General features: G+C 70.5%; 21 protein-coding genes. 12 read left to right on the top strand and 9 right to left on the bottom strand.

Going from position 1 to position 25,905, the window contains the following annotated elements; genetic code table 11:
- Positions 1-41 precede the first annotated feature (41 nt).
- The 4 genes from VPH43_RS15395 to VPH43_RS15380 form a co-directional block, all read right to left on the bottom strand.
- A complete protein-coding gene (locus tag VPH43_RS15395; RefSeq protein WP_328578596.1) occupies positions 42-1,244 on the bottom strand; it encodes an FIST signal transduction protein in 1,203 nt (400 codons plus the stop codon).
- 9 nt (positions 1,245-1,253) lie between these two features.
- Positions 1,254-1,949: a PhaM family polyhydroxyalkanoate granule multifunctional regulatory protein gene (locus VPH43_RS15390; RefSeq protein ID WP_328578595.1), complete on the bottom strand. Its 696-nt coding sequence runs from the start codon at positions 1,947-1,949 to the stop codon at positions 1,254-1,256.
- 64 nt (positions 1,950-2,013) lie between these two features.
- Positions 2,014-2,997 carry a TraB/GumN family protein gene (locus tag VPH43_RS15385; RefSeq protein WP_328578594.1) on the bottom strand — a complete coding sequence of 328 codons (984 nt, stop codon included), beginning with the start codon at positions 2,995-2,997 and terminating at the stop codon, positions 2,014-2,016.
- A gap of 44 nt (positions 2,998-3,041) precedes the next feature.
- Positions 3,042-4,040 (bottom strand): fumarylacetoacetate hydrolase family protein, encoded by a 999-nt coding sequence (locus tag VPH43_RS15380; protein WP_328578593.1) that lies wholly within the window; start codon positions 4,038-4,040, stop codon positions 3,042-3,044.
- Here VPH43_RS15380 and VPH43_RS15375 point away from each other — a divergent pair.
- From VPH43_RS15375 to VPH43_RS15360, 4 genes are all read left to right on the top strand, one after another.
- The gene (locus VPH43_RS15375) at positions 4,039-5,100 is read left to right on the top strand and encodes a DUF3108 domain-containing protein (RefSeq protein WP_328578592.1); all 1,062 of its coding nucleotides are present in this window, start codon (positions 4,039-4,041) and stop codon (positions 5,098-5,100) included. The genes VPH43_RS15380 and VPH43_RS15375 overlap by 2 nt on opposite strands.
- Positions 5,101-5,194: 94 nt before the next feature.
- Positions 5,195-5,467, top strand: coding sequence for a BTH_I0359 family protein (locus VPH43_RS15370; protein ID WP_328578591.1), 273 nt, complete (start codon positions 5,195-5,197; stop codon positions 5,465-5,467).
- Positions 5,468-5,678: 211 nt separating this feature from the next.
- Positions 5,679-7,979, top strand: coding sequence for an ATP-binding protein (locus tag VPH43_RS15365; RefSeq protein WP_328578590.1), 2,301 nt, complete (start codon positions 5,679-5,681; stop codon positions 7,977-7,979).
- Positions 7,980-8,077: 98 nt separating this feature from the next.
- Entirely contained in the window at positions 8,078-10,216 is a 2,139-nt protein-coding gene (locus tag VPH43_RS15360; RefSeq protein WP_328578589.1) for a putative bifunctional diguanylate cyclase/phosphodiesterase, read from the top strand.
- Between the two features lie 16 nt (positions 10,217-10,232).
- Here VPH43_RS15360 and VPH43_RS15355 read toward each other — a convergent pair whose 3' ends face one another.
- The 4 genes from VPH43_RS15355 to VPH43_RS15340 are packed head-to-tail and all read right to left on the bottom strand — an operon-like array spanning position 10,233 to position 13,907.
- Complete coding sequence (locus VPH43_RS15355) at positions 10,233-10,853, bottom strand: PqiC family protein (protein ID WP_328578588.1); 621 nt, start codon at positions 10,851-10,853, stop codon at positions 10,233-10,235.
- Positions 10,854-10,883: 30 nt separating this feature from the next.
- Positions 10,884-12,542 carry a PqiB family protein gene (locus tag VPH43_RS15350; RefSeq protein ID WP_328578587.1) on the bottom strand — a complete coding sequence of 553 codons (1,659 nt, stop codon included), beginning with the start codon at positions 12,540-12,542 and terminating at the stop codon, positions 10,884-10,886.
- Positions 12,529-13,272 carry a paraquat-inducible protein A gene (locus VPH43_RS15345; RefSeq protein ID WP_328578586.1) on the bottom strand — a complete coding sequence of 248 codons (744 nt, stop codon included), beginning with the start codon at positions 13,270-13,272 and terminating at the stop codon, positions 12,529-12,531. Before VPH43_RS15345 ends, VPH43_RS15350 begins: the two co-directional genes overlap by 14 nt.
- A complete protein-coding gene (locus VPH43_RS15340) occupies positions 13,269-13,907 on the bottom strand; it encodes a paraquat-inducible protein A (protein ID WP_328578585.1) in 639 nt (212 codons plus the stop codon). Before VPH43_RS15340 ends, VPH43_RS15345 begins: the two co-directional genes overlap by 4 nt.
- Positions 13,908-14,079: 172 nt before the next feature.
- Between VPH43_RS15340 and VPH43_RS15335 the strand changes: the two genes are divergently transcribed.
- From VPH43_RS15335 to VPH43_RS15310, 6 genes are read left to right on the top strand one after another with little or no spacing between them, the layout of a single operon-like run.
- Positions 14,080-15,123, top strand: a complete 1,044-nt coding sequence (locus VPH43_RS15335; protein ID WP_328578584.1) for a hypothetical protein — start codon at positions 14,080-14,082, stop codon at positions 15,121-15,123.
- Position 15,124: 1 nt separating this feature from the next.
- A complete protein-coding gene (gene asnB / locus VPH43_RS15330) occupies positions 15,125-17,062 on the top strand; it encodes an asparagine synthase (glutamine-hydrolyzing) (RefSeq protein WP_328578583.1) in 1,938 nt (645 codons plus the stop codon).
- A 14-nt stretch (positions 17,063-17,076) separates the two neighbouring features.
- Positions 17,077-18,600, top strand: coding sequence for a class I adenylate-forming enzyme family protein (locus tag VPH43_RS15325; RefSeq protein WP_328578582.1), 1,524 nt, complete (start codon positions 17,077-17,079; stop codon positions 18,598-18,600).
- 23 nt (positions 18,601-18,623) lie between these two features.
- Positions 18,624-18,890 carry an acyl carrier protein gene (locus VPH43_RS15320; RefSeq protein WP_328578581.1) on the top strand — a complete coding sequence of 89 codons (267 nt, stop codon included), beginning with the start codon at positions 18,624-18,626 and terminating at the stop codon, positions 18,888-18,890.
- Complete coding sequence (nadE, locus tag VPH43_RS15315; protein WP_328578580.1) at positions 18,887-19,885, top strand: NAD(+) synthase; 999 nt, start codon at positions 18,887-18,889, stop codon at positions 19,883-19,885. Before VPH43_RS15320 ends, nadE begins: the two co-directional genes overlap by 4 nt.
- Positions 19,875-20,831, top strand: coding sequence for a N5-glutamine methyltransferase family protein (locus VPH43_RS15310; RefSeq protein ID WP_328578579.1), 957 nt, complete (start codon positions 19,875-19,877; stop codon positions 20,829-20,831). The genes nadE and VPH43_RS15310 overlap by 11 nt, the downstream gene beginning before the upstream one ends.
- Position 20,832: 1 nt before the next feature.
- On the opposite strand, the gene VPH43_RS15305 is transcribed toward VPH43_RS15310, so the two are convergent.
- A complete protein-coding gene (locus tag VPH43_RS15305; protein ID WP_328578578.1) occupies positions 20,833-21,978 on the bottom strand; it encodes a PQQ-dependent sugar dehydrogenase in 1,146 nt (381 codons plus the stop codon).
- Between the two features lie 74 nt (positions 21,979-22,052).
- Between VPH43_RS15305 and VPH43_RS15300 the strand changes: the two genes are divergently transcribed.
- Both VPH43_RS15300 and VPH43_RS15295 read left to right on the top strand, forming a co-directional pair.
- Positions 22,053-23,105: a homocysteine S-methyltransferase family protein gene (locus VPH43_RS15300; RefSeq protein WP_328578577.1), complete on the top strand. Its 1,053-nt coding sequence runs from the start codon at positions 22,053-22,055 to the stop codon at positions 23,103-23,105.
- A gap of 51 nt (positions 23,106-23,156) precedes the next feature.
- Positions 23,157-25,901: a polysaccharide deacetylase family protein gene (locus tag VPH43_RS15295; protein WP_328578576.1), complete on the top strand. Its 2,745-nt coding sequence runs from the start codon at positions 23,157-23,159 to the stop codon at positions 25,899-25,901.
- Positions 25,902-25,905 lie beyond the last annotated feature (4 nt).

Below are 25,905 nucleotides of genomic sequence, written 5' to 3'. Positions count from 1 at the left end.
GACAGGCCGCTGAGAGCGGCGCAAAGCTGTTTTGACCGGGATCAGTCGTCCACGAAGACGGTGAGCACGCCGGTGTAGCCGTAGAGGTGGTGGCGCGCGATCTCGCCGGCGGCAAAAAAGCCCACCAGCGGCACGTCGCCCAGCGCATGGCGCAGGATCTGCAGTTCGGCAGAGGGCGCGCCGAAGTGCGGCCCGCCGCGGCCGGCGCAGCTGACGTACACCGCACCGGCGATGCGCTGGCCCGCGCCCGGCGCCGGGGTGGCGAGGGTGTCGCGTACAGCCACGTCCAGGGCCGCATGGGGCGCGAGCTCCTCGCGGATCTCGCTGCAGATGCGCACCAGGTCGCGGCGTGCCGCCTCGGCATGGCGGGTGCAGAAGGCGAGCTGCATCCCTTCATGCAGCTCGTCGGCAATGGCGATCGCCTCACGGCCCGGGTCCAGCCCCACCAGGTGGCGCACCAGGGTGTCCACGCCGAAGGCGCCGGCCTGCGACACGGCCGTTTCATGGGCCTCGCTCACGCCGATCAGGGTGTCGCGCAGGCGGGCAAAGGCGTGTTGCGGCCGCTGCAGGCTGATGCCGGTGTCGGCCAGCAGCACCTGCAGGGCCGGCTGGCCGTCGAGCGTGAGGATCACATTGCCGTCGACCTCGGTCACTTCATGCACCGGGCCGACCGGCTGGGAGCCTTGCGTCACCCGCGACACCAGGGTCACCGCGCTGCTGAACGCCACGCCGGAGAGGCCGCCTTCGAACACACCGTCGGCGACATGCAGCGCCCCGCCCTCGCGCGCCGAAGCCAGGCCACCGAAGAGGTAACCCGAGGCCGTGCGCTCGCTCATCTCGGCGATCAGCTCTTGCAGGTCCGGCGTGGCGGGGTCCGCATGCACCAGCGCCGTGTGCGCCGGGAACCGGCCCAGCGGCTGGGCCCCGGAGAAGACGCGGAACTGGTCGGTGGGCAGGGCGGCGAGCATCAGGCTCAGGCCGGGTGTGCCGAAGTACTCCACGCCGTTCGCGGCCACCCCCACGCCCATGGCGCCGGCCCAGGCCACTCCTGGCCACTGGCGCTGCACGGCGGCCAGCAGGGCGGATGCCTGCGGGCGATGGTGGTCGGTGAAGTAGAGGAAGCCCAGCGTCGGCGAGTGTGCGTCATTGGTCGCACGACGCTGGTGCTCCACCTGGCCGGCCGCCTGGCGCAGCGCGGCCTGCCAGTCGGCATCCCCGGCGTGGCCGTGCCAGAAAGCGGACATGGTGGCTCCTCAGCGTGCCGTGTTGCGTTTGCTGGCGGCCCGCTTGGCGGCACTTTTGGCCGCGCCCTTGGCCGCACCACCGGCCGCCTTGGCCGCTGCCTTGGCCGGCGCGGTGACGGCACTCTTGAGCGTCTGGCTGGCCGCGTCGAAGGACTGTTTCACCATGGTCGTGGCCAGGTTCTTCGCCGCATCGGTGGCGGTGTCCTTCATCGCGTTGGTGGCCAACTGGGTGAACTGCTTGGTCAGTGCGCCCCACCATTGCATCGGGTCCACTGCATTGCCGGGTGTGGCCGCCGCTGGTGCAGCGGCCTTTTTCGCCGGCTTGCGCGCCGCTTCAGCCGCGGCGGGCGAGGGAGCGGGTGTCGGCGCTGGCGTCGGCGCGGCGGCCGCACCGCCATCGGTGGGCAGCTTGATCTTCAGCGAATCGCGCAGGTCTTCCATCTGCACGTTCATCGTCTTCAGGGTGGACAGCGTCATGCGCTGCACTTCCAGCGCCTGGATGGTGGCGCCCAGCATGCGCGCGTTCTGCTCCAGCCAGAACTGCACGGTGCGCAGCTCCTCGATGCGCTTTTCCAGCTCTTCCGGGTTGAGGGTGGGCGCGACCCACTGGCCGATGTTGGGCAGGGCCGCGCCTGCGTTCTTCACCAGGCCTTGAAGGAAGTCGAAACCCGGCACGAGTTTGGTGAAGCTGGGCATGTCGGCCATGAGGTCTCCCGGAAGGGTCGAAGAGGGTGTGGCCGATTGTGCCCGCTGCTGCGGGCCCGTGGGCTCAGCGTGTGGCGCGGTGCGTCGTGGCGCCGGCCGGCATCACGCGCTCGACCCGGTATCCGAGCGATCGCATCAGCCGGGGCAGGCCCTGCTCGCCGGTCATGTGCAGCGTGCCGACCGCCGCCAGCACCTGGCGGCCACTGCGGTGCAGGGCATCGATGCGCTGGGCCATCTGCGCATTGCGGCCGTCGAGCTCGCGTGCCAGCTGGGCGCGTTGCTCGGGCGTGTCGGTGCATTCGCACCATTCGGCGTAGCGCTCCAGCTCATCGAGCCGGCCCTCGGCCCAGGCGTTGGCCAGGCGCCGCATCAGTGCCCGTGCCACCCCGCGTTCGAGCTGCGACAAGCCGTCCTCCACCGCGGTGACCGCTTCTTCGTCGGTGGCCGGCAGCATTACCGCCAACTGCTCGGCCGCCGTCTCCAGCGCCACGATGGGCCGATGCCGTGCATGGGCAAAACCGGCCAGCACGGTCTCCTGCCCGTAACCGCCGTCCAGCCCGTCGCGCAAGGCCTCCAGCAGCGTGAGCGTGGTCACCTGCATCACCGGATGCAGGCCGTCCAGGCTGCCCGCTGGCGCGCAGGACTGCGTGATCTGGCGCGCCAGGCGCTGGGCCAGCGGCTCGGGCAGCACCGGCCGTTGGGCCTGCGCCAAGCCCTGCTGCAGCGCCTGCAGGGTGGCCGGGTCCAGCAGGTCCAGCTCCATCGCGAGCACGTCGGTGGCCGCCAGCGCCGCCCTCAGCGAGGGGCCCGGCATGGCCCATTCGCGGCGGCCCACATGCAGGGTGCCGTACAGGTAGGACACCCGGCCCTGCCGCTCCATGCGCCACAACACGCCGTGCTCGGTGGCCTCGCGGGCCATCCGGGCCAGCGCCTGCGCGCTGGGCGCCTCGGCGGCTGCCGCGGGCGGGCAGTCGATGGGCGCCGCATGGGCAGGCCGCAGCGCCAGCAGTGCCAGGAAGAGCGACAGGAACGCGAAGACGGTGGCCAAAACGCCGACCTGCCACGCGCCTTGCGCATGCCGAGCGCGGCGCATCAGGCGGTGGCTTCCGGTGCCAGCGCCATCACCTTCTGCTCGATGGCGCCGAACAGGCTGTGCCCGTCACGGCCCTTCATCTCGATGCGGATGGTGTCGCCGAACTTCATGAACCCGGTCCTGGGCGAACCTTCCTCGATGGTTTCGATCGCGCGCTTTTCCGCGATGCAGGAATAACCGCGTGACCAGTCCTTGTTGCTCACCGTGCCCGAGCCCACGATGGAGCCGGCGCGCACGTTGCGTGTCTTGCAGATGTGCGCGATCAGCTGGCCGAAGTGGAAGGTCATTTCCTCGCCGGCGTCGCACAGGCCCACCTTCTTGCCGTTCCAGCTGCTTTGCAGCGCCAGGTGCACGCGCCCGCCTTGCCACGCGTCGCCCAGCTCGTCCGGTGTCACCGCCACCGGGCTGAAGGCGGTGGCCGGTTTGCTCTGGAAGAAACCGAAGCCCTTGGCCAGCTCGTTGGGAATGAGGTTGCGCAGGCTCACGTCGTTGGCCAGCATCAGCAGGCGGATGCCTTCCAGCGCCTGCTCCGGCGTGCTGCCCATGGCCACGTCGCCGGTGACCACGGCGACCTCGGCTTCGAAGTCGATGCCCCAGGCCTCGTCGGCGCAGACGATGGGGTCCTGCGGCCCAAGGAAGTCGTCGCTGCCGCCCTGGTACATCAGCGGGTCGGTGTAGAAGCTGTCCGGCACCTCGGCGCCGCGTGCCTTGCGCACCAGCTCCACGTGATTGATGAAGGCCGAACCATCGGCCCACTGGTAGGCCCGCGGCAGTGGGGCCATGCACTGCGCCGGGTCGAATGCAAACGCATGGCGGGCGCGGCCGTGGTTGAGGCTGGTGTACAGGTCCTCCAGCTGCGGCGACAGGAAGTTCCAGTCGTCCAGCACCTGCTGCAGGCGGGTGGCGATGCCGGTCGCATAATGGGCCGAGGCCAGGTCGCGGGAGACCACGACGAGCTGGCCGTCGCGCGATCCGTCTTTGTAGGTGGCGAGTTTCATGAGCGTGAAGGCGGTGAAGGCGCCTATTGTCGGCCGGGCTGCGGCGCCGGGCTGGCCCGGGCCTGCGCTGGTGCGTTGGCTGCTGCTGGTGCTTGCCGTTTTTCTGGTGCACGGGCTGGCCTTGTTGCAATGGCACCCGGTGGCCATGCCGCCGCCGCTGCGCCTGCAGCCGCCCAGCCTGCGTGCTGTCCAGCTGGTGCCGGCCGCCGTGCCGTTGGCGCCCGCCACCGACCCAGCCCCTGCCGCAGAACAAGCAGCACCTCCGCCGCCGCCCGGCAGGCGTGCACCGGCCGGTCGCCAAGCAGTTGCGCCGTCGCCCGCCACCCTCGCGCAGCCATCCGCGGCGGAACCGGCGGCCACGCCGGATGCCACCCCGGCGGTCGGCACGGATGGTGCCGCTGCCGGCAATACCGAGGTCCCGGTCTACCCGACCCGCCTGCCGCCCCCGCTGCAATGGACCTACACCGTGCAAAGGCCCACCGGCAGCGGCAGTGCGCAGCTGCGCTGGCAGCCCGAAGGCGAGCGCTACGAAGCCCGCCTGGAGGCCAGTGTGGCGGGGGCAGCCGCCTTCGACTGGCGCAGCAGCGGCGTGATCGATGGCGCCGGCATCGCGCCGGTGCGCTTTGTCGACCGCCGGCGCGGCCGGGGTGCGCAGGCGGCGAACTTCCAGCGCGAGGCGGCCAAGATCACCTATTCCGGCCCGCCGGTGGAACAGCCGCTGCCGGCCGGCGCCCAGGACCGCCTCACCTGGTGCCTGCAGTTGGCGGGCATCGTGGCGGCCGAGCCCGCGCGCTGGCAGCCGGGGCGCAAGCTCTCGGTCTTTGTCAGCGGCGCCCGCGGGGATGCGGAGCTGTGGACCTTCACCGTCGTCGGGCTGGAAACGGTGGTGCTTTCCGACCAGGTGACCCTGGCGGCGCTGAAGCTGGTGCGCGAGCCGAACCGGCTGTACGACACCCGCGCCGAAGTCTGGCTGGCGCCTTCCCAGCACTACATGCCGGCCCGCCTGCGGCTGGCCAATGGCGACAGCTTCACCGAGCTGACACTCGCCACTTCGCCTTGAGCCGCAGTTTTGCCTGTCAGGCAAAGCTGTCAGGGCCTGCCGGGCTTGATTTTTGCGTTGACGTTCACAAATAGCTTCGCAAGGAGAGCCCTCCATGCTCATGCTCTACAACTCTGACAGCTTTGCCGTGGTCCAGATCGACGTGCCGGACGCCATGGCCGCCCGCGGGGACGGCCCGCTGATGGGCGGCGGCTACGAGATCGTGGACAAGTTCGCCCGCAAGGAAATCTTTCTGCAAGGCCCGATGGCGCAGCACTTCAAGGACGGCGTGGAAGCTCTGATCGAGACCGAACCTTCCGAAGAAGAACTCGACGACTACATCGCCCGCTACACCACGCTGGCGCAGCAGCCGGTGGTGCTGCACTGACGCGGCGGGTTGCCAGGCACGACGAAGCCGGCCTTGTGCCGGCTTTCTTTTTGCGCGTCTCGCCGTAAGGTTTGCCACAAGGCCGCGGGCCGCCGCATTGCGATGCGCGCCCCCTGAGACGTTTGTCGCGTGGCGTCAAGGCACGCCGTGGCGCGCGGGTATTGCTGCCGGGTGCCGGCTGCGCCAAGATCGGTCGCCACGAGCCAAGCGCATGCCACGCACTTCCAACGACCTCCAGTTGCTGTCGCCGGGCCTTACCCAGGCCCCGGTGCTGGACCGCATGTGCTCGCACTTCGTGCTGACGCTCACGATGAAGCACGCCGGCCGCTTCAACCTGCGGCGCGACTGGAACAGCGTGCTCTCGCTCACCGGCAAGCACCTCGTCTGGCCGGCGTCGGTGCTGGGCCGGCTGCGTGCCTTCTTGCAGCGGCGCTGCCGTGGCATCGAGGCCTGGAAGGGCCATGAGGCGCTGTCCGACAAGGCCTTCATGGAGCGCCACGGCGGCTGGCGCGGGCCGTATGAAGAAGGCACGCTGTTCTTCTACATCGACGAGTACATCAAGGACGCGCCCAAGGACCTGCTGGCCGTGCTGGGCGCCACGGCCGACTGGCTGCAGCGCAGCCTGAAGAAGGAATCGACGCTGGTCGAGAAGAACATCGACGCGCTCGCCGGCCTGCTGCAGCTGAACCCGGCCGAACGCGCGCTGCTGCTGTACGGCACCCTGGCGCGCTACCAGCGCGACCTGCGCGGCCTGCTGGTGGAGTTCAAGGTGTCCAACGCGCAGGAGGCGTATGCGGCGATCGCCGCGGTGGCCGGGGTGGACGAGCGCGAGGTGGCCGAGGCCTTGCGCGCCGGCTCGCGGCTGGAGCGCATCGGCATGGTGGAGAACCTGATCTCCGAACACAACATCACCGACCTGGCCGACCTGATGAAGGTGAGCGAGCAACTGCCGCCGGTGCTGATGCGCGAATACCAGGGGCCGGGTGACCTGATGGCGGTGTTCACCCGCCCGGCCACCCCCAGCGAGCTCAGCGCAGCGGATTTCCAGTTCGTGGGCGACGACGTGCAGGTGCTCACCGCCTTGCTGCGCCATGCGGTGCAGCGCAAGGAGCCGGGGGTCAACGTGCTGCTGTACGGCCCGCCGGGCACCGGCAAGACCGAGCTGGCCAAGGTGGCCGCGCACGCGGCCGGCCTGCAGCTGTATGAAGTGGAATACGCCGACCGCGACGGCAACTCGCTCTCCGGCCGCGACCGCTACCGGTCGCTGCAGATCAGCCAGGTGTTCCTCAAGGGCGGGCGCAACGTCGCGCTGCTGTTCGACGAGGTGGAAGACGTGTTCCCGCCCATCTCCACCGACACCGCGCAGCTGATGGCCCGGCTAGACACCGGCGATGGCGCACTCTCGGGCAGCGTGAGCGGCAAGGCCTGGGTGAACCAGATCCTGGAGACCAACCCGGTGCCGGTGATCTGGGTGACCAACCGCATCGAGCAGATCGACCCCGCCTTCCGGCGCCGCTTCCAGTACCACCTGGAGCTGAAGTCGCCGCCGCCCGGGGCACGCCAGGCGCTGGTGGCGCGTGCGCTGGCCGGCGTGCAGGTGGGTGAGGGCTTCGCGGCGCGCCTGGCCGAACGCCGTGGCCTCACGCCGGCGCAGATCCGCACCGCCGTGCGGTTCGCCCAGCTCGCCGCGGCGCAGGACAGCGCCAACGTGGAGGCGCTGATCGAACGCCAGCTCGGCAATGCCGACAAGGCGCTGGGCACCGGCAGCGGCGAACGCGGCGCGCGGCCCGTCGTCACCACCTATGACCTGGGGCTGATCAACGTGGACAGCCGCTTCGAGCTGCCCGCCATCGTGCAGGCGCTGCAGCGGCGCGGCCATGGCAGCCTGTGTTTCCACGGGCCCCCTGGCACCGGCAAGACCGCGCTGGCCGAACACATTGCGCAGGCGCTGCAGCGCCCGCTGATGATCCGCCAGGCCAGCGACCTGGTGAGCAAGTACGTCGGCGAGACGGAAGCCAACATGGCCCGCATGTTCGAGGAGGCGCAGGCCGAGCAGGCCGTGCTGCTGCTGGACGAGGCCGACAGCTTTCTGCGCAGCCGCCGCATGGCCGAGCGCCACTACGAGGTGAGCGAGGTCAACGAGATGCTGCAGGGCATGGAGCGCTTCGGCGGCGTGTTCATCTGCACCACCAACCTGTTCGACGACCTCGACGAAGCGGCGCTGCGCCGTTTCGCCTTCAAGATCCGCTTCAAGCCGCTGAACCCGGAGCAGCGGCTGCGCATGTTCGCGGTCGAGGCGCTGGAGGGCGACACCGAGCGCCTGACCGCGGAGCAGCAGGCCCGCCTGGCCGCCCTGGACCAGCTGGCGCCGGGCGACTTTGCGGCCGTCAAGCGCCAGGCCGAGATCCTGGGCCAGCCGCTGAGCGCGGACGAATTCCTGGCCCAGCTCGAAGGCGAGCACCGCATCAAGCCGGACGTGCGCCAGCGCCGCGGCATCGGCTTCACACGCTGAACCCGGCGGCGCTTACACACAAACCCGCCCCTTGAAGAGGGGGGCCGGCGGGGCACAGCGCGCACCCACAATGGCCGGCTGCCCCTCTTCGCCCACCTGTGACCGACCTCCCCTGGCTGCTCCCGCCTGCCCTGCAAGCACCGCTGTTCGCGGGTGCGCTGTGTGCGGCCGCCCTGGCGGCGCTGGCGCTGGCCTATGTGCTGCGCAAGCTGCAGTCGATGGACCGGCTGCTTGTCGCCGGCTGGGGCGTGGGTGGGGCGGTGGGCATCGGCAGCGGCTGGTGGGCGTCGCAGATCCTCGCCCTGCTGGCGGTCGGGCCGGCTGCCAGCTACCGCGGCGACGCCTTGTTCGCCGGCTGGGTGATGGCCGTCACGGCCGCCCTGGCGGTGCTGGCGGTGGCGGCCGTGCTGCCGGCCGGCTGGCGGCGCGGCGCCGGCGTGGGCGTGGTGCTCACCCTGGCCCTGGCGCTGGTGTTGCGCGCCGCGGTGGCCGCGCCCGCCCTGCAACCGCTGCCCGCGCTGGACGACGACGCCCTGGTCTACACGGCGCTGGTGGGTTTTGCCCCCTGCCTGTTCGCCGCCCTGCTGATGACCGGCGTCTGGACCCCCAGCGTCCCGGCCGCCATCCGGCGCGCCATCGGCGGCGTGCTGCTGCTCACCCTGGGCGTGGGGCTGATGCAGGTGAGCGGCATCATGTCCTCGCAGGTGCATGCCGCGGATGCGGCGCTCGGCGACATGCTGCTGCCGCCCCCCAGCGTGCTGCGCATGGCGGGTGGTGGTGTGCTGGCGGTGCTGATGGTGCTGCTGAGCGCGCTGATCGACGTGCGCTCGCGCGGGCAGACGCGCGAGCTGGCGGCCTCGCTGCGCGACGCCAACCGCCAGCTGGAGCAGCTGGCCTTCCGCGACCCGCTCACCGGCCTGCCCAACCGGCTGCTGTTCGAACAACGCCTGCAGCAGGCGCTGGACACCGTGGGCCGCGCGCCCTCCGGGCTGGCGGTGCTGTTCATCGACCTGGACGGTTTCAAGCCGATCAACGACTCCTTCGGCCATGCGGCCGGCGACGAGGTGCTGCGCCAGGTGGGCCAGCGCCTGGAGGCCCTGGCGGGTGAACGCGACACGGTGGCCCGCGTCGGCGGCGACGAGTTCCTGCTGCTGCTGGAGCAGCCGGAAGACCCCGGTGCGGCCGCCGCGCTGGCACAGCGCACCCTGCGGGCCCTGCACCAGTCCTACAGCCTGCCCAACGCGGTCGAGGTGAGCCTGTCGTGCTCCATCGGCATCGCGCTGTTCCCGCAGCACGGGCCGATGGCCAAGCTGATCCCGAACGCCGACGCCGCGATGTACGCCGCCAAGGGCGTGGGCGGTTCCACCTTTGCGCTGTTCGAGCCGCGCATGGACATGGACATGCGCGACCAGGTCGAGCTGCAGCGTGACCTGCGCCTGGCGATGGAGCGCGGCGAGCTGCAGCTGTACTACCAGCCCAAGGTGGACGCACGCACCTCGGAGATCACCGGCGCCGAGGCGCTGGTGCGCTGGCAGCATCCCACCCGCGGCACCGTCACGCCGCAGGTCTTCATCCCGATCGCCGAACGCTTCGGCCTGATCGGCGCCTTGGGCGCCTGGGTGATCGAGGATGCCTGCCGCCAGGTGCGCGAATGGCTGGACGAGGGCCTGAGCATCCGCGTGGCGGTGAACCTGTCGGTGCACCAGCTGCGCCATGACGACCTGGTGCCCCGCATCCGGCGCGCGCTGTTGCACCACGACGTCGCGCCGCGGCTGCTGAGCTTCGAGATCACCGAGTCGGTGGCGATGGAAGACACCCAGGCCACCTTGCGCGCCTTCAGCCAGCTGGCCCAGCTGGGTGTTCTGCTGGCGATCGACGACTTCGGCACCGGCCACTCCAGCCTGGCCTACCTGCGCAAGCTGCCGGCGCGCCAGCTCAAGATCGACCGCAGCTTCGTGGCCGACCTGGAACACAGCCCCGATGCGCTGGCGGTGGTGGATGCGGTGGTAAGCCTGGCGCATGCGCTGGGCTTGCGCGTGGTGGCCGAGGGCGTGGAAACCCAGGCCCAGCGCGACCTGCTGCTGGGCCTGCGCTGCGACGAGCTCCAGGGCTTCCTGATCGCCAAGCCGATGGCGCCGAAGTCACTGGCGCTGTGGGTGATGGAGGACACACCGCCGGCGAAGGCCGAGTTCCAGGCCAAGCTGTGGGCGGACACGGTGCGCTCGCCGCTGCACTGAGCCGCTGACGGCGACGTCAGGGGCAGCTGGCCGGCCGGCCCTGCTGCAGTGCCTGCAGGGCCGCAGCCATGCCATCGGCCAGGCGCATCGCCACACGCCGGTGTGCGGCGGCCAGCGTGGCAACGCTGTTGCCGCCCGCTTCCGCCGCTGCCACCTGGCAGGTGAGCGCAGCCGCCGCTTCACCGGGGCGGCGCAGGCTCCACAAGGCCTGCTGCACCGCCTGGCCGCCCGGCACGCTGTCGAACCGCTGCAACTCCAGCTGCAGCCGAACCATCGGCGCCTCGCTGGCGTTCGCCAGCCGGGACACATCGATCGCCCCCAGGCGCCGCGCCAGCCGCTCGGCGATCGCGTCGCGCCACTCATCGGCCAGCGGTGCCACCCAGCGCTGCTGCTCCATCACCTGCACCGTGCCGTCGGGGTTGCGCAGCACCACCTGGGGCTGGTCCACCTGGCTGGGCACCACCACCGGGCTGTCGATGCGAAAGCGCAGGCCGCTGGCCGGCGCGGCGGGTGCCGCCTCGGCCGGTGACATCAGCGTGTGGTACTCGATGCCGGGCCGGGAGGCACAGCCGGCCAGCAGCGCCAGCACCGACAAGGCGGCGCGGCAAAGGCTGGGCAAGGGAGCAACGCGATTCATGGGCATGGCGTGGTGGGCAGCGGCGGTGCCTCAGGGCTTGCTGTAAGGGTCTTTCAGCGGCAGGTCTTCCGGCTTGCCGCGCAACAGCGCTTCCGGATGGCGCTGCAGGTAGTCGGACAGCACGCGCAGCGCGCGCGCCGCTCGCTGGAGCTCGTCCATCGTCTGCTGCGCATTGCGCTGCAGCGGTGCGTCGTCGGCGGTGATGTTGCGGTCCAGCTGCTGCAGGCTCTTCTCGGCGCTGCCGAGCGTGCGTTCGGCCTGCTGCAGCGTCTTGCGCACGTCCGCCAGCGCGCGTTGCGCCTCGGGCGTGAGCTGCTCGATCGCGGCATTGGCGCTGTGCAGCGTCTGCTGCACGCCCTGGCCGATCTGGTCGAAGCGCACCTCCGACAAGCGCTTGACGATCTGCATCAGCTGCGGCTGCAGCGCGCCGAACTGGCTCGGCATCGTCGGCATGGTGGGCGTGTCGGCCGTGGTGTCGAAGCTGGCCGACGCGGGCTTCTCGTTGCTGGGGAAGTACAGCGCCACGGTCATCTGGCCGGTGAACAGGTTGGCGGTGCGCATCTGCGCGCGCAGGCCCCGTTCGACCAGCAGTTTCATCAGCTGGCGGTCGTCGTCCGGCACACCGGGCTGGCCGCGGATGCCCAGCCGGCGCGGGTACAGCTCGGCCAGCACTTCGGCCGCAAAACGTTCGCGCCCCGAATCGTGGCGCAGGTTCACCGCGGTGATGCGGCCGACCTCCACGCCAAGCACGTCCACCGGCGCGCCGGGCGCCAGGCCGCGGGTGTTCTGCGTGAACACCATGCGCACGGTCAGCGGCGGGCCGTCCGGTGGCGCGAGCGCGCTGTCGCGGTCCGCGAACAGGGTGAAGCGGGTGCCTTCGGCCGCCTGCGGTGCAGACGCGGGCGTGCCGGGCGCATTGGCGAAGGCCAGGCCGCCGGACACCACCGAGGCGAGCGACTGGGTGTTGAGCTTCAGCCCGTTGGCCCCCAGCGACAGGTCCACGCCGCTGGCGTTCCAGAACCGGCTTTGCGCGGTGACCAGCTTCTCGTTGGGTGCTTCGATGAACACCTGCACCGACAACATGTCCAGCGACGGATCGAGCGCAAAGCCCACCACCCGGCCGACGCGGATGCGGCGGTAGTACACCGGCGAGCCGATGTCCAGCGAGCCCAGGTCGCCGGCCGTGAGCACGAAGCTGCGGCCCGGTTCGTTGCGCAGCACGAAGGGCGGCACCTCCAGGCCGACGAAGTGCTTCTGCGCCTCGGGCGACACCCCGGCATCGACGCCGATGTAGGCGCCCGACAGCAAGGTGGACAGCCCGGACACGCCGCCGGTGCCCACGCGCGGGCGCACCACCCAGAAGCGGGTGTCCTTCACCGCCATGTTCTCGGCGCTCTTGTCCAGCTGCACCGTGGCCAGCACGCGCTGGCGGTCGGGCGACAACGCCACCCGAGACACCTTGCCGATGGCCACCTCCTTGTAGCGCACCTCGGTCTTGCCGGCCTCCAGGCCCTCCGCGGTGCGGAACTCGATCACGATGTCGGGCCCGGTCTGCAGCCAGTTGCGCACCACCAGGCCCAGGCCCAGCAGCACGGCCAGCAGCGGCACCAGCCACACCAGCGACAGGCGCAGGCGGTTGCGTGCCTCCACCTGCGGCGCGGGCAAGTCAGAAGAATCAGGTGTGTCCATGTCGTGTGCCGGTGGCGTCGCCCTCCAGCGGACGCCGCGGGTCCGGCTTCGCCGGGCCGCTGGCGGCCCCCCCTCGAGGGGGGGCGCCGAAGGCGCTCCGGGGGAGGTGCGTTTCGTCAGGCCGTGGGTTCCAGATCAAGCGGGGGTCGAACGCTTCGGAGGCCAGCATCGTGAGCACCACCACCGCGCCGAAGGCCAGCAGCCCGGGCAGCGGCTGCACGCTGGCCAGCGGCCCGAAGCGCACCATGGCCACCAGCAGCACCACCACCAGCACGTCCAGCATCGACCAGTGGCCGACGGCCTCGACCATGCGGTACAGGCAGGTGCGCTCGGGCCGGGCCCAGGTGGAGCGGCGCTGGGCGGTGTAGGCGAGCAGGCCGAGCGAGGCCATCTTCAACAGCGGCACGGCGATGCTGGCGATGAACACGATCAGCGCCAGCTCCCAGGAGCCGGCATGCCACAGCTCCACGATGCCGCCCAGGATGGTATGGCTTTCATGGCCCTGCAGTGTGCTGGACGTGGCCATCACCGGCAGCACGTTGGCCGGCACGTAGAGCACTGCCGCCGCCAGCAGGCAGGCCCAGCTGCGCTGCAGCCCCAGGGCGGCATGGCGGTGCAATGGGCTGTGGCAGCGCGGGCAGCGCGCGCCGGCCAGCGGGCCGCGCACCTCGCTCACCAGCCCGCAGGCATGGCAGCCGTGCAGGCCAAGGGTGTGGGCGCTTCGGATCACCGCAGTTCGGCCAGTTGCCAGAGGCGGAACTGCCCGGCCGTCTCCAGGGCGGCCAGCAGCAGCGCCAGCGTGCCGAAGCCGAACAGGCCCACGCCCGGTTGCACGCTGGCCATGCCGGCAATGCGCACGATGGACACCATGGCCGACAGCATCAGCACCTCCACCATGCTCCAGCGCGACGCGAACGCCAGCGCCCGCATCGCCAGTGGCCAGTGCGGCGGCAGCCGGCGCGTGAGCACCGGCAGCAGGGCATACAGCCGCAACAGGATCACGGCTCCGGGGAACACGAAGGCGACGGCGCCGGCCAGCAGCGCCACGGCGTGCTCCCCACTGGCCCAGGTGTCGGCCAAGGCGCCGGGCAGGGTGGCGCTGTTGCGCACGCCGCCCAGGTTGAGCTGCACCACCGGCTGCAGGTTGGCGATCAGGTACACCACCAGCGCCGCCAGGGTGAGCGCCAGCATCGCCTGCAAGCTCATGCGGTGGCCGCGCCCCAGCAGGTTGCCGCAGCGCCCGCAGCGCGCCTGCTGGCCGCTGGCCAACGGCACCCGCCGGTACAGCGCGTCGCACTCCTCGCATGCCAGCAGATCGGGCCGGGCGGCCACGATGGGAACAGCGTCGGAGGCAGGCACAGGCATGCGGCGATTCTGGGCGAGAGCCGGGTTGACGTGAAGACGCCCTCCTGGGGCAAGCAGTGTGCCGGGCGAGGCCTGCCTGCCCATTCCGGGGGATGGCGCGAGGGTAGCGCACTGTTACGATCGCGCACCCCGAGGGATGGCCGGCCTGCGCGCCTGGTGAGAGCGGATCAGCATGTCGTCGAAGTACGTGGTCGAGCAGGTGGATGTGCGGGTGCATGCGCAGGCCATCAGTGCGCTGTGGGCGCGCTGCCTGCGCTCACTCACGCCCCAGGCCGCGCTGGGCCGGCTGCAGCACCGCTACCTGGGCAATCCGGCCGGCAGCGGCGCCACCCTGGTGCTCAGGCATGCGGAGCCAGCCGAGCTGGCCGGCGTGCAATGCCTGCATGAGCGCCGCTTCCACCAGGGCGCCCGTCAGTGGCGCGTGGCCGGTTTTGCCGACTACGCGGTGGCCGACGCCCACCGCTCGCTGGGGCCGGCATTGCAGCTCATGAAGAAGGGCATTGCGCTGGCGCAGGCGCAATACGACTGGGTCTACGGGCTCACCAACGACAAGTCCGAAGCCGTGTGCAAACGATCCGGCCTGCAGCGCTTTGGCGGCGTCGTGCGCTGGACCCATGCCCTGCGCAGCGGCCAGCTGCTCCGGCGCCGCTTGCCGGGCTGGCTGGCACGCGGGATGGCGCCGTTGGTGGACACCGCCTTGCTGCTGCGCGACGCCGCCCGGCTGGGCAGCGCACGGCGGCTGCAATGGCAGGACTCGCACCGCTTCGATGCTGCGCTCGACACGGTATGGCAACAGCGCAGCGCAACGCTGCTGATGTCCGAGCGCTCGCGCGCTGTGCTGGAGTGGCGGTTTGCGGTCGAAGTGCCCGCACGCTGGACCGTGTCGCTCGCCCGCCGCGGCGATGGCACGCCCCTGGGCTACGTGGTGTGGCGCGTGGAAGACCGCATGGTCCTGGTCGCCGACTTCTTCTGCGCCGACCCTGCGCGTGACACGGCCGTCCTGCTGCGCGGCTTCGCCTGGCACCAGCGCGCGCAGCCGGTGGAGCGGCTCTCGCTGGAATTTTTCGGCAGCCCCGAGGTGGCGTGCGGCGTGCGGGCCGCCGGGTTCGTGCCGCGGCCAGAGCACCTGCCGCTGTACCTGGTCGCCGGCGCAGCAGCGGTGGTGCCGCCGCCGGCGCACTGGTACTTCACCAGCTTCGACCGCGACGGCGAGTGACATGTGCGGCATCGCAGGCATCCACCGCGGCACCTGGGGCCGCGCCCCACGACGCGACGAGTCGCTCGCGATGATCGGCGCGCTGCACCACCGCGGCCCGGACGGCACGGGCATCGAAGCCGGTGACACCGTGGGCCTGGCGCATGCGCGCCTGTCCATCATCGACATCGCCGGCGGTGCCCAGCCGATCGCCAACGAAGACGGCCGCATCCGCGTGGTGTTCAACGGCGAGATCTTCAACTACCTGGAGCTGCGCGCCGAGCTGCAGCGCCTCGGCCATGTGTTCCGCACGCAGTCGGACACCGAGGTGCTGGTGCACCTGTACGAGGAGCATGGCGAGGATTTCCTGCAGCAGCTCAACGGCCAGTTCGCCATCGCGCTGTGGGACGACCATCGCCAGCGCCTGCTGCTGGCGCGCGACCGCACCGGCATCCGGCCGCTGTACTTCACCCAGGCCGACGGCCGGCTGCTGTTCGCCTCCGAGGTCAAGGCCTTGTTCATGCTGCCCGAGGTGAAGCGGCGGCTGGACCCGGTGGGCCTGGCGCAGGTGTTCAGCTACTGGGCGCCGCTGGGCGACAACACCGTGTTCGAGGGCATCCGGCAGCTGCCGCCCGGCCATCGCATGGTGGTGGAGGGCGATCGCCTGCACACCGACTGCTACTGGGACTGGACCTTCCCTGACGGCACGCCTCCGCCGCGCGACGAACGCGAAGCGGCCGAAGAGCTGCGCGCGCTGCTGCTGGACGCCGTGCGGCTGCAGCTGCGCGCCGACGTGCCGGTGGGTGCCTACCTGAGCGGCGGGCTGGACTCGTCCATCGTCAGCTCGCTGATCCGGCACCAGACCGACACGCCGCTGGACACCTTCTCGCTCACCTTCGAGGACGCCGAGTTCGACGAAAGCGAGCACCAGCAGGCGATGGTGCGCCACCTGGGCACGCGCCACACCACCGTGCGTGTGTCGCGCGCTCACATCGGCGCGGCCTTCGGCCGCACGGTGTGGCATGCCGAAACCGCCCTGGTGCGCACCGCGCCCACGCCGCTGATGCTGCTGGCGTCGGCCGTGCGCGCGGCCGGGCTCAAGGTGGTGCTCACCGGCGAGGGGGCCGACGAGGTGTTCGGCGGCTACGATCTTTTCAAGGAAGCCAAGATCCGGCGCTTCCTGGCGCGTGCGCCGCAGTCGACTTGGCGTGGCCGCATCCTGGAGCGCCTGTACCCCTACCTCACGCACTCGCCGATGGCCGCGCGCGGCGTGACCCAGCGCTTTTTCAGCGAAGGCCTGGAGCACCAGCACCAGCCCTGGTTCGCGCATGCCACCCGCATCGCCAGCACGCGCCGGGTGCTGCAGTTCATGCGACCGGAGCTGGCCGAGCGCGTGGCCGCGGCCGACCCTTACCAGGCGCTGGCCGCCACGCTGCCGGCCGGCATCTCGCGTTGGTCGCCGATGGCGCGCGACCAGTACGTGGAGGCCCACACCCTGATGTCGGGCTACCTGCTCGGCGCCCAGGGCGACCGGGTGGCGATGGCGCATTCGGTGGAAGGCCGGGTGCCCTTCCTCGACCACCGCGTCATCGAGTTTGCCAACCGGCTGCCACCGCAGCTGAAGCTGCGCGGCCTGGCCGAAAAATACCTGCTCAAGCAGGCCACCCGCGCCGACCTGCCGCCGAGCATCACCCAGCGCACCAAGCAGCCCTACCGCGCCCCCGACAGCGCCAGCTTCTTCCAGGACGGCCGGCCCACCGAGGAGGTGGCCGAGCTGCTGAGCCCGCAGTCCATCGAAGCGGCCGGCCTGTTCGACGCCGACGCGGTGGGCCGGCTGAGCGCCAAGTGCGCCCGCGGCCGCGCGATCGGTTTCCCCGACAACATGGCCTTCGTGGGCGTGCTGTCCACCATGCATTTGCACCGCCAGTTCGTGCAACCCGCCGTGTTCGGCGCGACTTAGATCCCGCTCGTTCCATGCTGCTGCACCACGCCTTCGACGCCACCCTCGCCCGCCTTCCCGATCACCCGGCGCTGGTGTGCGCCGGCCTGCGGGTCACCCATGCCGAGCTGGACCAGCGCGCCGACGCACTGGCCGGGTTGCTGCGGCAACGCGGCGTGCAGCGCGGGGACCGGGTGGCGCTGTTCCTGGACAACAGCGTCGAGTTCGTCGCCGGCGTGCTGGCGGTGCTGCGCGCAGGGGCGGTCTTCATGCCGGTGAATGCGCTCACCAAACACGACAAGCTGGCCTACATGCTGCGCGATGCGCGGGCCGCCGCGCTGCTGACCCAGGCGACCTTGTCCGACGTGTGGCGCGCGGCGCTGGCCGATGCGGCGAGCGTGCACACCGTGGTGGTCACCGGCGCGGACGACGGCCCGGCCGATGCGCGCCTGCAAGCCTGGCCCGAGGCGGGTGAGGGCGCCGTACCGCACGACCCCGGCACCATCGACTGCGACCTGGCCAGCATCATCTACACCTCCGGCTCCACCGGTTTTCCCAAGGGCGTGATGCTGTCGCACCTGAACATGGTGAGTGCGATGCGTTCGGTCAGCGGCTACCTGGGCCTGAACGAACGCGACACCATCCTCTGTGCCCTGCCGCTCGCCTTCGACTACGGCCTGTACCAGGTGCTGATGGCCTGGCACGTGGGCGCCACCGTGGTGCTGGAGCGCGGCTTCAGCTTTCCGGTGCAGGTGCTGGACACCATGGCGCGCGAACGGGTCACCGTGTTCCCCGGCGTGCCCACCATGTTTGCGACGCTGCTGGCGCTCAAGAGCCTGGAGCGTTTCGACCTGCACGCGCTGCGCATGATCACCAACACCGCGGCCGCGCTGTCCGAGCCGCACATCGCGCAGCTGCGCGCGCTGTTCCCGCAGGCCACGCTGTACTCGATGTACGGCCTCACCGAATGCAAGCGGGTGACCTACCTGCCGCCCGAGCAGCTGGACATCCGCCCCACCAGCGTGGGCCGCGGCATGCCCAATGAAGAGGTGTGGCTGGTCGATGACGAAGGCCGGCGCCTGCCCAACGGCTCGGTGGGCGAACTCGTGATCCGCGGCAGCAACGTGATGCTGGGTTATTGGGAGAAGCCGGAGGAGACCGCAAAGCGGCTGAAACCTGGCCTGCTGCCCGGCGAGCGCGTGCTGTATTCCGGCGACCTGTTCCGCACCGATGCCGAGGGCTGGCTGTACTTCGTGGCGCGGCGTGACGACATCATCAAGAGCCGGGGCGAAAAGGTGAGTCCGCGCGAGGTGGAGAACGCGATCCATGCGCTGCCCGGCGTGTACGAAGTCGCGGTCGTGGGCGTGGACGACGCCGTGCTGGGCCAGGCGGTGAAGGCCTATGTCACACTCAAACCGGGCGCTTCGCTCACCGAGCGGGACGTCATCCGGCATTGCCTGGCGCGGCTCGAAAGCTTCATGGCACCGAAGGTCGTGGAGTTCGTCGAGGCCCTGCCTAAAACCGATACCGGCAAGATCCGCAAGGCCGGACTCGCTTGACTTTTCTTTCCCACGTCAAAGCCATGACCGACATCAAGGCGCAGGTGCGCGCATTCATCCAGGACAACTTCCTCATGGGCGCCAAGCGCGCGAGCTACGCCGATGGCGACTCGTTCATGGCGCACCACCTGGTCGACTCCACCGGTTTCCTGGAGCTGGTGATGTTCCTCGAGGAGACCTTCGGCTTCACGGTGGAGGACGAGGAGATGGTGCCGGAGAACCTGGACAGCCTGGACAACATCGGCGCCTACGTCGCGCGCAAGACCGGCCTGGCCACGGCCACGCCGTGAGCGCCGACGCCATGCGCGGGCTGGGGCCCCAGGTTCTGGCGCTGGACGAAGGCGCCGAAGCCGACCGCATCTGCGCCTGGATGGTGGACACGGTGGCCGCGCAGCGCCGCCGCGGCGTGATCATCGCCATCTCTGGCGGCGTGGACAGCGGTGTGTGCGCCGCGCTCGCCGCCCGGGCGTTCGGGCCGAAGAAGGTGTACGGCCTGCTGCTGCCCGAGCGCGACTCCAGCGGCGGCAGCGAGAGCCGGGGCCGCGCGGTGGCCGAGCACCTGGGCCTGCCCTACGAGGTGGTGGACATCACGCCCGCGCTGGTGGGCCTGGGCTGTTATGCGCAGCGCGACGAAGCCATCCGCGCGGTGTTCCCGCAGTACGCCGAGGACTGGCGCTGCAAGATCGCGATCGCCACCGGCGTGCCGGGCGGCATCCACTTCTTCAACCTGATCGTGCAGTCGCCCGACGGCGCGCAGCAGCAGGCGCGCCTGCCGCTCAAGCAGTACCTGCAGATCGTGGCCGCCACCAACCACAAGCAGCGGGTGCGCAAGGCCATCGAGTACTACCACGCCGACCGCTTGAACTACGCCGTGATCGGCACCCCCAACCGGCTGGAGTACGACCAGGGCTTCTTCGTGAAGAACGGCGACGGCGCGGCTGACCTGAAGCCCATCGCCCACCTGTACAAGACTCAGGTGTATGCGCTGGCGCGCCACCTCCGCCTGCCGGACGAGGTGTGCAACGCGCAGCCCACCACCGACACCTACAGCCTGGCGCAGGGGCAGGACGAGTTCTACTTTTCGCTGCCCTATGCGCAGATGGACCTGGCGCTGTGGGCCCACAACCATGGCGTGCCGGCGGCCGAGCTGGCCGAGGCCTTGGACCTCACCGAAGCGCAGGCGCAGGCCGTCTACACCGACATCGCCACCAAGCGCCGCACCACCGCACCGCTGCATGCCGCGCCAGCGCTGGTGGAGCCGGTGCTGCAGCACGATGAGCGCTGAGCAGGTTGCCGCGTTGCTGACGCCGGCCGAAACGGCGGGCCTGGGCGCGGCAGCCGTGCAGGCACTGCAGCGAGCGCATGCGCGGCTGGTCCGCGTCGATGCCTTGCCCGACAAGCCGGAGGACACGCCGCTCGCCGCCACGCGCGCCCTGTGGTGCCGTGCGGCCGGGCAGCCGATGTCGGCGGTGGCGGCCTTGCTCGCACCGCTGCCTGCATTGGACGACGCAGGCTTGGCGGCCTTCGACAACCTGGTCGAGCAGCGGGTGTCCGGCGTGCCGCTGGCCCACCTGGTCGAGCGCCAGCGTTTCATGGGGCTCGAGCTCCTGGCCGGCCCGCAGGCCTTGATCCCGCGCCAGGAAACCGAACTGTTGGGCGAGGCGGCTGCCGTGCTGCTGGCCGAGGCGGCGGCGCAGCGCGGCGAAGCGCTCGCCATCGACGTGTGCACCGGCTGCGGCAACCTCGCGCTGGCGCTGGCGGCACGGGTGCCGCAGGCGCGAGTGCATGCGGCCGACCTGTCGGCCGAGGCGGTGGCGCTTGCGCGCCGCAACACCGAACTGCTAGGCGTGGGGGATCGGGTGGCGCTTCACGAAGGCGACTTGCTGGCGCCCTTCGACACGCCGGCGTTCATTGCCAAGGTGGACGTGCTGACCTGCAACCCGCCGTATATCTCGAGCGCCCGCCTGTCGGCCATGGCGGCCGAGATCGCGGTGCATGAGCCGGCGCTGGCTTTCGACGGCGGGCCGCTGGGCATCCGCATCCTGCAGCGCCTGCTGCGCGAGGCGCCGCGTTTCCTGCGCCCGGGCGGCTGGCTGGCCTTCGAGGTGGGTGCGGGCCAGGGCAGTGGCGTGCTGCGCCGGCTGGGCGCCGATGCGCACTACAGCGAGCTGCGCAGCGTGAGCGATGCGCACGGCGAGGTGCGCGCAGTGCTGGCCCGGCGCTCGGCGTGAGTCAGGGCTCCAGCCGCAGAATGCGCCCCTCCGGCACATTGGCCAGCAGGTAGATCAAGCCGTCCGGGCCTTGCTTGAGGTCGCGCACGCGTTCGTTGCCGGCCAGGTACACGGCGTCCTTGGCGACCACCCGCTGGCCGTCCAGCGTCACCCGCGTGAAAGCGCCATTGCGGAAGGTGGCCACGAGCAGCTGCCCCTTCCAGCCCGGATAACGATCGCTGGTAACGAACAGCAGCGCACTCGGCGGTGTGGACTCCGGCCCCCACCACAGCACCGGCTGCTCCATGCCCGCCTTGGCCATGCCTTCCCCGATGGGCGCGCAGCCCTTGTATTCGCAGCCGTAGGTGATCACCGGCCAGCCGTGGTTGCGGCCGGGCTGGATGAGGTTGAGTTCGTCGCCGCCGCGCGGGCCATGTTCGCTGGCCCACAACTGGCCCGTCTGCGGATGGATGGCCAGGCCCTGCACATTGCGATGGCCGTAGCTCCAGACCTCGGGCAGGGCGCCGGGCGTGCCGGCAAACGGGTTGTCGGCGGGCGCGCGCCCGTCGGGCCACAGCCGCAGGATCTTGCCGTGCGCGGACCCCAGGCGCTGCGCGTCGTCGCGCTGGAAGCGGTCGCCCAGGCCCACGAACAGATGGCCCGCGCGGTCGAACAGCAGCCGGGAGCCGAAATGGCGCGAGTCGCCGGTCTTCACCGGCTGGCGATAGATCACCTGCACCTCGCTGAGCTGCTCGCCGGCGAGGCGGCCGCGTGCCACCGCGGTGCTGGCCAGCGCCGCGTTGCTGGCGTCCGGCTCGCTGAAGCTCCAGTAGACGCGCTGGTTGTGCGGGAAGTCAGGGTCCAGCACCACGTCCATCAGCCCGCCTTCGCCTTGCGACCACACCGGCGGCAGCCCCGCCAGCGGCGCGCCCAGCCGGCCGTCGCGTTCGACGATGCGCATGCGCCCCGGCCGTTCGGTCACCAGCATGCGGCCGTCCGGCAGGAACACGAAGGCCCAGGGCGTGTCCAGGCCGGTGGCCACCGGCACGACCGTCAGGCCGTGGGTGTAGAACCGGCGCATCAGCTTGGGCGTGGCCCACACCAGCGCGGCCACCAAGGTAGCGGCTGCGACGAGCAGCAGCAGGAGACGAGCAGCAGATTTCTTCACGGGTATCGGGGATGCAGGCAGGGTGCCGGCCGCGATGATGCCCGCTCCGGCGGGTGGCCTCCTACAATTCCGCCATGAAACCGACGCCCGCCTACACCCGCGCCACCGCGCTGCCGCAGATCCTGCAGCAGCGCATCGTGATCATCGACGGCGCCATGGGCACCATGATCCAGCGCTACAAGCTGACCGAAGCGGACTATCGCGGCGAGCGTTTCAAGGACCATCCCAAGGACCTCAAGGGCAACAACGACCTGCTGGTGCTCACCCGGCCCGATGTGATCCGCGAGATCCACGCCGGCTACCTGGCCGCCGGCGCCGACATCATCGAGACCAACACCTTCGGCACCACCTCGGTGGCGCAGGAAGACTACGGCCTGCAGGCGCATGCGCGCGAGATGAACGTGGCGGCCGCGCGCATCGCCAAGGAGGTGGCGGCGCAGCACAGCACACCCGACAAGCCGCGTTTCGTGGCCGGCGCCCTCGGCCCCACACCGCGCACCGCGAGCATCAGCCCCGACGTGAACGACCCGGGCGCGCGCAACATCCACTTCGACGAGCTGAAGGCGGCCTACTACGAACAGGCGGAAGGCCTGCTTGAAGGCGGCTGCGACCTGTTCCTGGTGGAGACCATCTTCGACACGCTCAACGCCAAGGCGGCGATCTTCGCGCTCGACGAGCTGATGGAAAACACCGGCGAGCGCCTGCCCGTCATCATTTCCGGCACGGTGACCGATGCCTCCGGCCGCATCCTGTCGGGCCAGACGGTGAGCGCGTTCTGGCATTCGGTGCGCCATGCACGCCCCATCGCGGTGGGCCTCAATTGCGCCCTGGGCGCCGCACTGATGCGGCCGTACATCGAGGAGCTGAGCAAGGTGGCGGCCGACACCTGGATCAGCTGCTATCCCAACGCCGGCCTGCCCAACCCGATGAGCGACACCGGCTTCGACGAGACGCCGGAGGTCACCGGCGCGCTGATGGAGGAGTTCGCGAAGTCGGGCTTCCTCAACATCGCCGGCGGCTGCTGCGGCACCACGCCGGACCACATTGCAGCGATCGCCAAGCGGGTGAGCGCCTACCGGCCGCGCCACAAGCAGGACACGCTGTTCAGCCAGTTGCTGGCCGCCTGACACCACAAGATTCGAGGGGCCGGCGCGCAAGACGCCGGCCGAGGGAGTTCCATGGCTTTCACGACAACGCAGCGGCGCGTGGCCGCGGTGGCGGTCCTGCTGTTGCTCAAGGGTGCGCTTGTGCTCGCCTGGTGGTTCATGCGCGGCCCGTCCAAGCCCGTTGGCGCCGCCGCGCCGGCGGCGTCCGCGGCGGCCAGCGCCAGCGCTCATCCGGCGGTGGCCAGCGCGCTGGACCTGCTGAAGGCGCAGCTGGCCGCGCATCGCCAGATCATCGTGCTGCTGGCCGATGAAGCCAGCCTCAGTGCGGCCGACAAGGCGGCGGCCAACAGCGTGGGCCAGCAACTCTTCCATGAGCAGCTGGAGCGCCAGCGCCACATCGAGCGGGCCTTCGACGCGCTGACCTCGGCGGGCGCGGCTGCGCGCGATGCCGGCCTGGCGCAGGTACTGGACTATGTGGAGTCCGGCGAGGGCCTGTACGACGCCGACCGGCTGGCCTTCCAGGAGGCGCTGCGCGCGCTGCAGCGCGGCATCGGCCGCGACGGCTCACTGCCGGCCGTCAAGCTGCACAAGCGCGTGAGCGAGGACCTGGACGCGCTCGCCCAGATCGAGCACAACTACGACCGCGAGATCGGCCAGATCTTCAACCGCTTCGAGACACGGGCGATCGAACTGAAGCGCGAGCGCTGGGCGGACTACGTGGCGCATCTCAAGACCTTGTACCGGCGCGAACAGATCCTCAAGGACCACGGCGTGCTCGTGCCGTACCCGCCCGAGCCGGCGGCCAGCCGCGCGGCGGCGGCCGACGATGGCCAGCGCGAGATCTTCGGCAACAGCCTGCCGGCGCGCACCGTGGTGCTCACCTTCGACGATGGCCCGCACCGCCAGTACACCGAGGAGGTGGAGGCCATCCTCAAGCAGTACAACGTGCCGGCGGTGTTCTTCCAGGTGGGCCGCAACCTGGGCCAGGTGGGTGCCGACGGCAAGCCGGCGCTGGAGCGTGGCGCCCAGGTGGCCGCCAGGTTGCAGGCCGACGGGTTCGTGCTGGGCAACCACAGCTACACCCATGCCCAGCTGTCCAAGGAAACCGGCGACGCGCTGAAGTCGCAGATCCTCTACACCGACACCTTGTTGAAAGCGGTGAGCCCGCAGCGGTCGCCGCTGTTCCGCTTTCCCTATGGCGCCCGCAACGCGGAAGGTCTCGGCGTGGTGCGGGACGCGCAGCTGCGCTCGGTGATGTGGAACATCGACTCGCTGGACTGGGCCGACCCCGTGCCGCGCTCGATCGCCGACCGGGTGCTGCGCGAGGTGGACAAACAAGGCCGCGGCATCATCCTCTTCCACGACATCCACGAGCGCACCCTCAAGGCGCTACCGCTGGTGCTGGACCGGCTGGTGGCCGAGGGCTATCAGTTCGCCGGCTGGCGCGGCAGCAGCTTCGAGAGCGCCAAGGCCGAGCGACAGCCGGTGGAGTCGCCCAAGCTGGCCAATGCCGACGGCAACGCCTGGGCGCTGGTCATCGGGGTGGACGACTATGCCAAGTGGCCGCGCCTGCAGTACGCGGTGCGCGATGCCAAGGCGCTGACGCAGGCCCTGGTGGAGCGCTTCGGCGTGGCGCCGGAGCGGGTGGTGGCGCTGTACAACAAGGACGCCACGCGCCAGGGCATCCTGGATGCCTTCCATGGCCGGCTGGCGCACGGCGGGGTGCAGAAGAACGACCGGGTGTTCGTGTTCTTCGCCGGCCACGGTGCCACCCGCACCCTGAGCTCCGGGCGTGAGCTGGGCTACATCGTGCCGGCCGATGCCGGCACCTCGCCCGAACAGCTGGCCAGCGATGCCATCCCGATGACCGAGATCCAGAACATCGCCGAAAGCCTGGCCGCCCGGCATGTGCTGTTCGTGATGGACGCCTGCTACAGCGGGCTGGGTCTCACGCGTGGCGGCGCACCCTCGTCCGGCAACTTCCTGCGCGACAACGCGCGCAGGCTGGGGCGGCAGATGATCACCGCCGGCGGAGCCGACCAGCTGGTGGCCGATGGCGGCCCCAACGGCCATTCCGTCTTCACCTGGACGCTGCTGCAGGGCCTGGGTGGCAAGGGTGACCTGAACGGCGACGGCATCATCACCGCCACCGAGCTGGCCGCTTATGTGGCGCCGGCGGTGGCGTCGGTGTCGCGCCAGACACCGGCCTTCGGCAGCCTCCCGGGCTCGGAGGGCGGGGAGTTCGTGTTCGTGCTGCCGTCGGAGGGCGAGTTCCTCAGCGCCGCATCCAGCCAGCTGTCGGGCGAAGCCATCCAGCTCAATACGCGGCTGGATGCGGCGCTGAACAAGCCGGTGGCGGTCGCGTCCGTGGCATCAGCCCCGGTTGCCGCCACGGTGAAGGACCTGCAGGGCAAGGATCGTGTGATCGAGGCGCCCGTCGCGGTGGCGGCCACGGCGCGCCAGCGGGCCCAGCTGGCCAACGACCGCGGCTTGCAGCTGTACCGCGAGAAGCGTTATGCCGAAGCCGAGGCCCAGTTCACCGAAGCGCTCAAGCTGCGGCCGGACTTTGCGCTCGCGGCCAACAACCTGGGCTTCGTGTACTACAAGCAGAACAAGTTCGCCGAGGCCGCGCGCTGGTACGACAACGCGCTCAAGCTCGATCCGTCACGGGCCGTGGCCTACCTGAACCTCGGTGATGCCCATGCCAACGCGGGCGACAAGGACAGGGCGGCAGCCGCCTACAAGACCTACCTGGAGCTCGCGCCCAGCGGGCCGGGCGCCGCGCATGCGCGCGAGCAGCTGGCCTCCGCCCGCTGAAGGG

The sequence above is a fragment of the Ideonella sp. BN130291 genome, assembly GCF_036231905.1.
GTDB lineage: Bacteria > Pseudomonadota > Gammaproteobacteria > Burkholderiales > Burkholderiaceae_C > CAMLIZ01.
Note: the sequence above shows the minus strand (reverse complement) of the source record. Positions and strands in the feature narration are given on the sequence as shown.